The organism is Bullifex sp. (assembly GCF_034103065.1).
In the GTDB taxonomy this organism is placed as follows: Bacteria; Spirochaetota; Spirochaetia; order Sphaerochaetales; family Sphaerochaetaceae; genus Bullifex.
In genome coordinates this window covers 1-12,274 of the sequence record NZ_JAXEGN010000275.1, presented here as the reverse complement: position 1 = coordinate 12,274, position 12,274 = coordinate 1, and the positions used below count along the sequence as shown (strand labels likewise).

The following is a 12,274-nucleotide window of genomic DNA, read 5'->3' as shown; positions in this document are numbered from 1 at the left end:
CTTTCACTTGGAAATATTATTGGTGCTAACTTATTTAACTTAGTATTTGTAAGTGGTATGGCTATTACAATTAGACCATTCAGTGTTCCAGCTGAAAAACTTATTGCAGGACATAATGCTTCTCTAGTTGTTGATATCCCTGTAATGTTTGTTACAATGCTCTTATTAACAGTTCCTGCATTAGTATCAAAAAAGCTTAGAAGATACCAAGGTATTTTACTTTTAGTAATTTACTTTACCTATATTCTTTTCCAGTTTTTCTTTTAATTAAAAATTTTAATCTATGTGGGTAGTAAATATTTTGCTACCCTCTTTTTTTTGATAAGTTAGCTATCATGTTATTCTTATAATCAGAAACAGAAGTATTTCTAACTATAAAAGCGAAAAAAAGGTGTTGCTAATATTTTTAACAACACCTTCAATATAATAAGTATTAATTATTTGATGAGATGGATAGCAAATCCGCTAACTTCTTCATTGAAGTAGCAAACCTTCATCTTACCCTTTGCATCAAGAGCAACAGAATCCTTGTTGAGAGAGAAACCATTGTTCTCAAGGTAGTAAACTGCTCTTTCGATATCATTACATCTGAAAGCAAGGTGACCCTTAGCACCTCTTCCCTGCTTTGGAAGAACTTCGATAGACTTGTTCATGAATACAGATGAGTTACCTCTATTTGTAGCCATACCGAATGTTGAGAATGCTTTGATATCTGCTTCACTTTCTTCTACACTGTCGTTGTTGATTCCAAGGTGTGCAAATTCAAAACCCTGAAGAGCACATGTAGCTTCTTTACAAAGTCTTGTGATTTCAGCCCAATTGTCGTTGTCAATTAAATCAGCCTTAACCATCCAGCTACCACCGATTGCAAGTACGTTTGCAGCCTTTGCATACTCACCAAGATTTGATGTGCTAATACCACCTGTTGTCATAAACTTAACCTGTGGGAATGGACCAGCGAGGTTCTTGAGCATGTTAACACCACCACTTGCTTCAGCTGGGAAGAACTTGAGAACATTGAGGCCATAGCTGAGACCTTTTTCGATATCAGAAGGTGTGCATACACCAGGAACAACTGGAATATTTCTTTCGAGACACCATTCTACTGTTGCAGGATTTAATCCTGGAGAAACGATAAATTTAGCACCTGCATTAACTGCTTTCTCAGCAAGTTCAGGATTAATAACTGTACCAGCACCAATCATCATTTCAGGGAAAGCTTCGCTCATCTTTCTGATAGCTTCTTCAGCTGCAGCTGTTCTGAATGTTACTTCTGCACATGGAATGCCACCTTCGATCATAGCCTTTGCGAGAGGTACTGCTTTTTCTGCATCGTCGATCTTTACAACTGGTACAAGACCGATGTTATGGAAGAATGAAAATAATTCGTCTTTGTTCATGGTTTTGACTCCTTTTATAATCTATAATAGTATAATAACACAGGTTTTTAAAAAATGGAACAATGTTTCAAAAAAATTATTGACGGATGTTAACTTATCCCTTACAATAGAATTATCAAAAAGAAAATCGGAGGATTTTATGGCAAATAAATATGTAACTTTCGGTGAAGTCATGCTTCGCCTTAAGAGCCCAGAAAGAACAAGATTATTCCAGACACCTAGCTTAGAAGCAACATTTGGCGGTGGTGAAGCTAACGTTTCTGTTTCTCTCTCAATCTTTGGTGAGAAGGCAAAATTCGTTACAGCTGTACCTGAAAATGCAGTTGGTGAAGCTTGTGTTCGTGAGCTCATGAAGTATGGCGTTGACACATCAGATATTAAGAGCGTTAAGGGTTCAAGACTTGGTATTTACTATCTTGAGACTGGTGCTAACCAGAGACCTTCACTTGTTGTATACGATAGAGCAGACAGTGCAATTGCTAATGCAAAGCCTGAAGATTTTGATTTCGCTGCTATCCTCGATGGTGCAACATGGTTCCACACAACAGGTATTACACCAGCTATCAGCCAGGGTGCTGCAGATTGTGCTCTTGCTGCTATGAAGGCTGCTAAGGCTGCAGGTGCTACAGTTTCTATCGACCTCAACTATAGAAAGAAGCTTTGGAACTATGGTAAGAAGGCTCCAGAAGTAATGAGAGAGCTTGTTAAGTATGCTGATGTTATCATTGCTAACGAAGAAGATATCCAGAAGTGTCTCGGTATCGAAGCTGATAGCGATGTAACAAGTGGTGAGCTCGATACTAAAGTATATGAGAACCTCGCTGCAGAAGTTAAGAAGCAGTTCCCTAATGTTTCAGTTGTTGCTATTACTCTCCGTGAAAGTAAGTCAGCTGACAGAAACGGTTGGTCAGCAGCTCTTTCTGGTAAGACAGGTTTCTACCTCTCAAGACACTATGAAATCACAGATATCATTGACCGTGTTGGTGGTGGTGACTCATTTGCTGCTGGTATCATCTATGGTCTCTCACACTATGAAGATGAGCAGTATGCTATCAATTTCGCAGTTGCTTCTTCTTGTCTCAAGCACTCAATTGACGGTGACTTCAACCTTTCAAGACTTTCAGAAGTTGAAGCTCTCTGTAAGGGTGATGGAAGCGGAAGAGTACAGAGATAATCTATACTTTAAAACATATAGCGGTACAGATTCTTCTGTACCGTTTTTTAATAATTAGAGGAAATAAATGCCAAAACTTTTTTTATTAGGTGATTCAACCTGTGCTATCAAAGAAGAGTGTGCTAGACCTGAAACAGGGTGGGGTGAGTGCTTTAGTAAATATCTTAATCCCTCCTTTGAGCTATGTAATATGGCTAAGAATGGTCGATCAACAGAGATGATAATTCACGAAGGTATTTTCTTTGATTGCTTTGAAGCCTGCTCAAGTGGAGATTATGTAATAATTCAATTTGGACATAATGAAACTAAAAAAGAGATATATAGAAGGACATATTCAAACACTACATACAAGCTCAACTTAAAATGGTTCATTGATAATTTAAAAAAGAAAGGTGTAACTGTAATATTAATTTCATCTATTGCTAGAAGACGATTTGTTGATGGAGTTTGTATTAATACTCATGAGGATTACCCTCAAGCTATGAAAGCTGTTGCCGACCAAGAATGTATTACTTTTATCGAAATGAGTGAAAGAACAAGAGAGTATCTAACAAGCATTGGAGAAGAGAAGTCTTTAAAATACTTTATGAATTTTGCTCCTGGAATATATCCAAACTATCCAGATGGTAGAGATGATAATACTCATTTACGACCTGAAGGTGCAGAGCTGATTGCAAAAATGATATATGATGAGTGCAAAAAGAAAAATCTTGAATTTGTAAAATAAAATAATCCCCTTCCTTTTAGCTTGGAAGGGGAAGTTTTAATATCTGATTAATTACTTAATATCGATTGCAAGACCTGTATATGAAGCTGTCTGATATACAAACCTCTTTGCTGATGGCTTTGAAACAACTCCACTTTGGAGTGCTGAATAATCAACATCAAGTTCTTTTGTTTCATAATCAACAATAATATCAATTACTTTATCTGTAGCTGGATATAGCTTCTTTGCTTCTGCTAAGATATCTTTATATCCAACACCAGTTGTCTTAATCTGTCCATTAACAATTTGACATGTATCAGAAATTGTTACAGGACCAAGAACTGAATATTCTCTTGTTCTACTATCAAGTTCAATTGAAGAACTATTTAGAATAGCACTATCTGTTGATGTAAGTGAGAGTAAAGCATCAAATCTTAAGATTTCTGGTTTTACATTCCAGTTCTCATATGGACCATAATCATCGTAGTTTACCCAACCTGCAAATTCATATCCATTATAAAGGTCTGTATTTTCTGGTGTACCAGGGTTTCCAAAATCTGATACAAACTGTTGCTTCCAAAGAACATTGTTAACATAGTAGAAAACAATAGGCTTATAGATAGCATTAAGTTTAATACTCTTTGTTAATGGTTTATCCCAATCTTCAAAGAACTCATTTGTTCCGTTGACTGTCCAACCAATAAATGTATTATCCTTAAATGAATATCCTTCACTAAAGTTTTCAAGTTCTTCTTTTTTGAACATGCTTGAAATTTCTTCTGATGTTGGAATTGCTGGAGCAGCCTTCATTTTAGCTAATTCTGTTTCGCTAATTGCTTTATAAGGCTTACCATTAATATATAAATCAATGTAATTTACATTCTTGATTTCAGCATATACGTTTACATCTCCAAGAGGTTGTACTCTCCAATCTGTAATAAGTTGTCCATCAAGTGACCAACCAATAAACTCTTGTCTATCAGTAAGATATTCTTTAGGTGTTCCAGGATTAGCAAACTGTCCCTCATTCTGAACCAGATATTCTTCTCCATTTACAATATAGTGAGTAATATAAACAGGTTTAGTTGCACAACCTACTAACAGAAGACTCAACACTGCTAAAAAAATTAATGACTTTTTCATAAGCACCTTCTTTTAAATTGTAATTAAAATAATTGTAAAACGTGAGAATGTTACCTGTCAAGGTAACTATGATCTTAGATGGAAATAGTTTATGTTTTGTTATTCTTCTTCGTAGCCTAATACGACAGATAATTCATCTGCAACAGACTTAATTTCTTTTGTAGCCTTTTCAAATTCATCTTTATTGAATCTAAAAAGTGGCCAAGAGACAGAGATGGCTGCAATAACATTTCTTGTATAATCTCTAATTGGAGCTGCAATACACATAATATTATCTTCATGCTCCTGATCATCAATTGCCCATCCTCTCTTTTTAGTTAGTTCGAGTTGGTCTATTAAAGCTTCTTTAGTTTTAATAGTTCGAACAGTAAATGGTTTTAATACAGTTGCCTTTAGATATGCATCGAGTTCTTTAGGACTCTTTTCTGAGAGGAAAATCTTTCCAATGGCTGTACAGTATAAAGGAATAACCTTACCAACACGAGAATACATTCTTAGAGTGTAGGAGGACTCTTCTTTTAGGATATATACAGCGCTATTATCCTCAAGAATGCCCATGTGGACTGTTTCCCCAAGGTCAGAACAGAGCTTTTTAGCATATGGTCTTGCTTTTGAAATAAGATCATTTCTTGAAAGAGCTCTTGATCCAACAGAAAAGAGTCTTAAAGTAAGTGAATATCTATCCGCATCATCGCGAAATACATAACCAAGTTGCTGGAGTGTGGAAAGGAACCTAAGAAGTGTTGCTTTTGGAAGATCTGTTTCTTTTGCTAAAGACTCAAGATTCAGCTCTCCTTTTTTGGAGAGAACTTCCAAAATAGTAATAGTACGGCTTACACCGCTCATCATATTTTTTTCATCAAGTTCCTTTCCTGCCATAATTAACCCTCGAAATAGTGTTGAGCGTTATTGAAACAAATATTTTCAACAACTCTTGAAAGCATATCCATATCTGATGGAATTTCTCCTTCTTCTGCCCAAGTACCAAGAATATTACAAAGTATTCTTCTGAAATATTCATGTCTTGAATAGGAGAGGAATGAACGAGAGTCTGTAAGCATACCGATAAAGCGTGGGAGCATACCGAGGTTACCAAGAACCTTCATCTGCTCTTCCATACCATCCTTGTGATCACAGAACCACCAAGCAGAACCAAGCTGAATCTTACCTGGGATACCACCACCCTGATAACAACCCATAAGTGTACCAAGAGAGTAGTAATCTTTTGGATTTAAGCTGTAGAAGATAGTCTTTGGTACTTCGTCTGTCTCAGAGAGCTTTGACATAAATGCTGAAACACTTTCTGCAAGTTCTTTATCGTGAGAAGCATCAAAACCTGTATCAACACCAAGCTTTCTGAACATTGTAACATTGTTATCTCTAATTGATGCAAAGTGGAGCTGCATTGCAACACCCTTCTTGTTGTATGCTTTTGCAAGTGCAACAAGAACAAATGTCATATAAGCATCAACCTCAGCATCTGTGAGTGTCTGTCCAGCCATCTTCTTAACGAATACAGCATTAACAGCATCTTCGCTCCAGAATGTGTGTGGGCACTGAACAAGTGCATGGTCACTTGCCTTACAACCCATTTCACAGAAGAAATCAAGTCTCTTAAGAAGAGCTGTAACAACATCGCTAACACTTTCAATTTTCATGTCTGCAACGTTTGCAAGCTTTGCAATGTATTCTGCAAAGTCTGGCTTCTCAATGTGAAGTGCCTTATCTGGACGATATGAAGGAATTACCTTTGCAGGACAATCAGTTTCATCTCTAATAATCTTGTGCTGAGCAAGATCATCTGCAGGATCATCTGTTGTACCAACTGCATAAACATTGAATTTCTTCATGATACCGAAAACTGATAAATCAGGATCATTTGCAAATTTATCGTTAGCTTCATCATAAATCTTCTTTGCATTTTTCTTACAAAGAACATCATAAATGCCAAAGTATCTCTGAAGCTCTAAATGTGTCCAGTGATAGAGTGGGTTACCAAGAAGGTTTTCCATAGTATCAGCCCATGCAACAAACTTATCATATGGATCTGCATCGCCTGTAATAAGTTGCTCTGGTACACCGTTTGTTCTCATTTGTCTCCACTTATAGTGGTCACCACCGAGCCAAGCATCTGTGATAGTTGTGAAGCGCTTGTTCTCAGCAATCTGAGAAGGAATTAAGTGACAATGGTAGTCAAAGATAGGCATCTTTGCTGCATGCTCGTGGAACAGCTCTTGTGCTGTCTTATTTTGTAAGATGAAATTCTCATCCATAAACTTTTTCATAAAATTACTCCATCTTTAAATACTGAGATTTCACTATATCCGTTAATCTCATTTTTTGTATGAACTTCACCAGAAGCAACTTTGACTAGGAACTGAATGAAGTCTGCTGAAAGCTCTGAAGCATCTTCTGTGAGAGCTCTTCCTGCGTTAAAGTCAATCCAATTAGATTTTCTTTTTGCAAGATCAGAGTTTGTTGCAACCTTTACTGTTGGAACAGGAGAACCAAGTGGTGTACCACGTCCTGTTGTGAAAAGAATCATATGAGCACCTGCAGCACTTTGTGCTGTTGTAGAAACGATATCGTTACCTGGACCTGATAATAGGTTAAGACCAGTAGAGGTAACTCTATCTGCATATTTTACAACTGCTGAAACAGGAGCTCTACCACCTTTCTGTACACAACCAAGGCTCTTATCTTCAAGAGTAGAAATACCACCAGCTTTGTTACCTGGGGAAGGGTTCTCATATACTACTTGGTTATGAGATGTGAAGTAGTTCTTAAAGTTATTAATGAGATCAACAATCTCTTCAAATACTTCTCTAGAAACTGCACGATTCATAAGCATCTGCTCTGCACCAAACATCTCAGGAACCTCAGTAAGAATAGCTGTTCCACCCATAGCTGTAAGATCATCACAGAATCTACCAACAAGAGGATTTGCTGTGATTCCAGAAAAACCATCTGATCCACCACACTTAAATCCAACTCTTAGGCGAGACATTGGAACAGCAACTCTTTTATCACTTTCCATTGCCTTTGCAAGCTCTGTTAAAAGTGCTTTAGCAGCAGATAGTTCATCTTCTGTCTCTTGGCAAACGAGGAACTTTACTCTTTCTTCATCAACTGGGCCTAATAGCTCTTTAAATGCTGTAATAGTGTTGTTTTCACAACCAAGTGAAAGAACAAGGACACCACCAGCATTTGGATGTTTTACAAGATCAGCAAGAATCTTTCTTGTGTTCTCGTGGTCATCACCCATTTGTGAACAACCATATGGATGTGTCCATACATGTACACCATCAGCAACCTTTAAGTTTTCATTAGCCCAAGCTTCAAGTTTTTGACCAATTCTATTAACACAGCCTACTGTTGGAACAATCCAAAGTGAGTTTCTAATACCAATATCACCATTCTTTCTTTCATAAGCCATAATCGTTGGAACTTTACCATTCCATTTCATAGCTCTTTCTTCAGCTTCCTTGATGAATACTTTTGCGTTTTCTTCATCATATGTGTATGAAGCAGATTCTGAAAGAAGAGTGTGGATATTAAATGCATGAACATGACTTCCTGCTTTGATGTCTTCTTTTGCAGCACCAATTGGATAGCCATCTTTAATTATTTTTTCTTCTTTTTTAATGTCCTTGAGGGCCATTTTATGGCCCGCAGGTACATCAGTAAGAAGTGTGTAAGTTGTATCGCCAACTGTTACGATATCACCTTTGAAAAGAGGTGAAATTGCAACAGCGACATTGTCTAATTCATTAATTTTAAGAATTGCTTCCATTAAAGACTCCTTATTGCAGCCTCCATGCCGTCATTGAAAATCTTAGCAAGGTTTTCGCTAACTGCTTCTTCAAGTCCAGGAATCTTAGTAAGATCTTGACCCCACCAAGCTTCTTGTGAGAGAACACTCTTTGCAATAGCAGCACCCTTACAATTGTTGCACTTATATTCGAAGCTATAAAGTTCTGCAAATTTAGCAAGGTATTCAGGGTTATCATTGATGAGGTATGTTTCACCATTTCTATTACCCTTTAATGCAGCACCTTCAAACTCTGTTCCTTGATAGAAGCTAATTAAAGCTGAGAGTGAGAATACAAGATATTTAGGAAGCTTACCAAACTTATTGTAATAACCAATGAGAGATGGAAGATCTCTTGTCTTAAACTTAGATACGCTATTTAAAGAAATAGACATTAATAAGTGAATGATATATGGGTTAGCAAATCTTTCGAGAACATCTGCTGCATATTGCTCAAGCTGAGCTTTATCACCATCCATTGAAGGAATAATTTCTTCAAAAAGACCTTTTTTCATGAATGGGAAGATTAAATCACTCTTCATACATTCTTCAACTGTATTGAGACCTGCCTGATAAGCTGCAAGTGTCATGAGAGTATGAGCTCCATTAAGGATTCTTACCTTTCTTGTTCTGTAGAATGACATATCATCTGTCCAAATAACATTTACACCAGCCTTAGCTGTTGGAAGCTCATCATCATGGACTTTGTTGTGGCATTCGATAACCCAAAGAAGGAAGATTTCTGCAGCATCAATAATATTATCTTGGTAACCAAGGCGGTTCCAAAGTTCTTCAGCTTCAGCTCTTGGATAACCTGGAACAATTCTATCTACTAAGCTGTTACAGAAGTCACATGCTTCATTTACCCAAGCAATAAAGCCTTCTTCAAGATTCCATTCTTTTGCATACTGGAGAACAATTCTCTTAAGGTTGTCACCGTTCTTTTCAATAAGTTCACAAGGAATAGCAATAATACCTTTGCTCTGATCACCCTTGAATGCACAATATCTTTTGTAAAGGAAAGAACAAACTTTACCAGGGAAACTTGATTGTGGTTTATCGTCAAGCTTATCGCCTTCATGATAAGCAATACCAGCTTCTGTTGTGTTAGAAATGATGAATCTAAGATCAGGGTTTTCAGCCTGTGCAATAAATGCATCATATTCTGCATATGGATTGATACATCCAGCAACAGAAGTAATCTGTCTGAACTCTTCAACTGGCTTACCGTTTTGAACACCTCTAAGAACAGTTGTATAGAGACCGTTTTGGTCATTAATCATTCCAGCTAAACCTCTATCGAGTGGCTGTACTAACATGACGTTACCGTTGAAATCGCCTTTTTCATTTAACTGGTCGATAATCCAGTCAACAAATGCACGAAGGAAGTTTCCTTCACCAAACTGAAGAACCTTAATTGGTCTTTCAACAGTCTTAACCACGTCTTTAATATTTTTCATTTGTTCCTCCTACGAAACGCTAGATACCTTATTTTAAGTTCATTCTATACAGCCAATTTTCCCAAATGTAAAAAATGGAAATCAATTATAAAATGAAACACAATTCCACTTTACAATCGTTAGTATTAGCTGTCAAGAAAAACCGAAGGTTTTGTATGTCTTTATTGTACAATAAATGATATTGTAAAAAAACGATATTTTTTGTTGTAGAGTGGTGAAAACCGAAGTATTCTGAATACATGAACAAAAGGATAGGACTAGTTTTGGCATCAATTCATGAGGGAGCGTCCATTCGTCTTTGGAGAAGTGTTCTCTCATCTGTGGATCTTTTGAGTGACTCTGTAGTTGTTCTTCCAGGTGGAAGGCTTAACTATAAAGAGCGAGATGAATATTTAAGAAATAATATTTATAACCTTGAAACAAAAGAAAACTTCGATGGAATTATTAGCTGGAGTAGTACATTAACTGGGGAACTTACAGCTGAAGAGGTATGTTCTATTATGAGAGGTACAGAAGTACCTTTTGTTTCTATAGGACTTCCTGTAGAAGGCTCTCCATCTGTTACTTTTGATGCATATGAAGGAATGTATAAGGAAGTTGAGCACTTTATTGTAAAACATAAAATACAGCGAATTGCTTTCTTAAGAGGACCTAGTAACCATGCTAGTAGCCAATCAAGATATTGTGCTTATGAAGATTGTTTAAAGAATAATGGTATTGCTCTTAACCTAGATTTAGTATCAACGCCTCATCCTTGGGCACAAGGTAAAGAAGCCTTAAGAGAAATTATCAATGATAGAGGCCTTGTTCCTGGAATTGATTTTGATGCTTTAATCTGTGCTTCTGATTTAATGTTAAGTGGAGCTTTAAGATATCTTGAAGAGATAAATGTTGAAGTGCCTACTACATTAAAGGTCGCTGGATTTAATGATAGCGATAACAATAAAATAATGAAGGTTGCTCCAACAACTGTAAGGATGCCTGTAGTTGGGATGAGCCATGTGGCTGTAGAGGTTTTAAATCAAATATTTAATGATCCTAATACTACTGTTGAGGATGTTATTCTTCCTGCAGAATTAGTCATTAGGCACTCTTGTGGTTGTGATCATAGCTTTGGATCAGCAGAGCCTGTTGGAAAGGAGCTTGAAAACAAAGAGAATTTTATTAGTTGGATTAGAAGTTTAACTCAAGACCAAATTAGTTATGCCGAAGTTAAAGCTTTTATTGATTATGCGTTTGAGGTAAGTTTAGTAGATAAAGATTTAGAATTCTCTAGATTCCGCGATAGATTTTTATTCTTCGTTAGAAGATTTTTGGAAAGTGGTGGAGAGCTCTACGATTTATTAGATGTATATAAGTGCTTTATTGATACTTTTAATTTCCCTGTGGAATTTACCTCATTTTGTAAATCAGAACTCATACCTGCAATGATTGAAACCTATTCAAGAGTGCAAGCTGAAGAGTCTTATTATCAGACAATAAAATCAAATAAAATAAATGCATTAAAAAATAAGCTTCTATCTATTAGATCATTAGAGAATTTAGGTGAAGTTTTAAGAAGTGAACTTCCAAGTTTGGGAATATTGCAAGCTTATTTAGTATTTAGTTCTTCAATTGATGGAGTATCAAAACTTGTTGTTGGTTATGATCGATCATTAAGTAGTGTTAAAAAACAAGATTTTTCTTCTTTAATGCTGCTTCCTGATGAGTTAAATAAGAATATTTCACGTGGTGCTTATGTTGTATTACCACTTACATATGATAGTGAATATCTTGGATATTTATTAGTTGATGTAACAGAGCAACGTGATGAACGGTTCTTAGAGGATTTACGGGCAACGATTTCCTCTACTCTTAAAGGTATTAGTCTTTTAGATACTGCTAATAAAGCAAAAGACATTGCTGAAAAAGCCGAGAGAGCATCTTCTGATTTCTTTGATAGCATTTCGGATGGTTTAAAAGAGCCTTTAGAACAAATGAAACAGATATTAAGCAATACAGATTTTGAGTATAGAAAAGAGCTATTGAATCATTTGTTGAAGGCAGAGCATTTGCTCGATTTATGTTACACAGAAAAAGGACAAATTGAACTCTCTAAGAAGCTCATTTCTCCAACTCCTTTCTTTAAGGATATTGCTAATAAATTGTGTATTGAAGCAAATATTCCAGATTCTTTACCTGCTATTTATGCTGATTGCGAAAAAATCACTCAGGTTTCAGAGATATTGTATCAACTAGCAACTGAAGATAATGGTCAAATCTATTTAGAGGTTTCAATAAAACCTGCAGGACTTTCTATCTTCGTTTCTTCTAGTACTTGGAACCCAATTGGGAAAAAAGGAGAAGCTTCTCTTTCTCTTGCTGAGAAGATTGTTGTGCTCCATAATGGATCTTTCCATTTTAAAGAGCATGGCATTTCTATTTGTTTGCCTTGGCCATCTCTTTCAAACGATGTCACTTTAAGTACGGCAATAGGTTATACATTATATATTAAGAAAGATGAATGTAGTGTTGTTCCTGAAATTGTTAGGACTTTGCCTCAAGTTTTATTTGTTACAGAAAGTGAGCTAGCAGATGAAT

General features: G+C 36.3%; 9 protein-coding genes and 1 pseudogene. 4 read left to right on the top strand and 6 right to left on the bottom strand.

Features of this window, described 5'->3' with window-relative positions; all coding sequences use genetic code 11:
- Positions 1 to 267: pseudogene (locus tag SOY52_RS10430) on the top strand (hypothetical protein); the annotation flags it as partial.
- Between the two features lie 170 nt (positions 268 to 437).
- Here SOY52_RS10430 and SOY52_RS10425 read toward each other — a convergent pair.
- The gene (locus tag SOY52_RS10425) at positions 438 to 1,400 is read right to left on the bottom strand and encodes a bifunctional 4-hydroxy-2-oxoglutarate aldolase/2-dehydro-3-deoxy-phosphogluconate aldolase (protein ID WP_320848892.1); all 963 of its coding nucleotides are present in this window, start codon (positions 1,398 to 1,400) and stop codon (positions 438 to 440) included.
- 139 nt (positions 1,401 to 1,539) lie between these two features.
- Between SOY52_RS10425 and SOY52_RS10420 the strand changes: the two genes are divergently transcribed.
- Positions 1,540 to 2,574, top strand: a complete 1,035-nt coding sequence (locus tag SOY52_RS10420) for a sugar kinase (RefSeq protein ID WP_320848891.1) — start codon at positions 1,540 to 1,542, stop codon at positions 2,572 to 2,574.
- Positions 2,575 to 2,641: 67 nt separating this feature from the next.
- Complete coding sequence (locus tag SOY52_RS10415; RefSeq protein ID WP_320848890.1) at positions 2,642 to 3,301, top strand: rhamnogalacturonan acetylesterase; 660 nt, start codon at positions 2,642 to 2,644, stop codon at positions 3,299 to 3,301.
- A 51-nt stretch (positions 3,302 to 3,352) separates the two neighbouring features.
- Here the strand turns inward: SOY52_RS10415 and SOY52_RS10410 are convergent, their stop codons facing one another.
- The 5 genes from SOY52_RS10410 to SOY52_RS10390 form a co-directional block, all read right to left on the bottom strand.
- Positions 3,353 to 4,423 (bottom strand): hypothetical protein, encoded by a 1,071-nt coding sequence (locus tag SOY52_RS10410; RefSeq protein WP_320848889.1) that lies wholly within the window; start codon positions 4,421 to 4,423, stop codon positions 3,353 to 3,355.
- A gap of 99 nt (positions 4,424 to 4,522) precedes the next feature.
- On the bottom strand, positions 4,523 to 5,302 hold the full coding sequence (locus SOY52_RS10405; RefSeq protein ID WP_320848888.1) for an IclR family transcriptional regulator: 780 nt from the start codon (positions 5,300 to 5,302) through the stop codon (positions 4,523 to 4,525).
- A 2-nt stretch (positions 5,303 to 5,304) separates the two neighbouring features.
- Positions 5,305 to 6,708 (bottom strand): glucuronate isomerase, encoded by a 1,404-nt coding sequence (gene uxaC / locus SOY52_RS10400; protein WP_320848887.1) that lies wholly within the window; start codon positions 6,706 to 6,708, stop codon positions 5,305 to 5,307.
- The gene (locus SOY52_RS10395) at positions 6,705 to 8,216 is read right to left on the bottom strand and encodes an altronate dehydratase family protein (protein WP_320848886.1); all 1,512 of its coding nucleotides are present in this window, start codon (positions 8,214 to 8,216) and stop codon (positions 6,705 to 6,707) included. Before SOY52_RS10395 ends, uxaC begins: the two co-directional genes overlap by 4 nt.
- Complete coding sequence (locus tag SOY52_RS10390) at positions 8,216 to 9,694, bottom strand: tagaturonate reductase (RefSeq protein WP_320848885.1); 1,479 nt, start codon at positions 9,692 to 9,694, stop codon at positions 8,216 to 8,218. The genes SOY52_RS10395 and SOY52_RS10390 overlap by 1 nt, the downstream gene beginning before the upstream one ends.
- A gap of 239 nt (positions 9,695 to 9,933) precedes the next feature.
- On the opposite strand from SOY52_RS10390, the gene SOY52_RS10385 reads away from it, so the two are divergent.
- On the top strand, positions 9,934 to 12,274 hold a 2,341-nt coding region (locus tag SOY52_RS10385; protein ID WP_320848884.1), incomplete at its 3' end, for a substrate-binding domain-containing protein.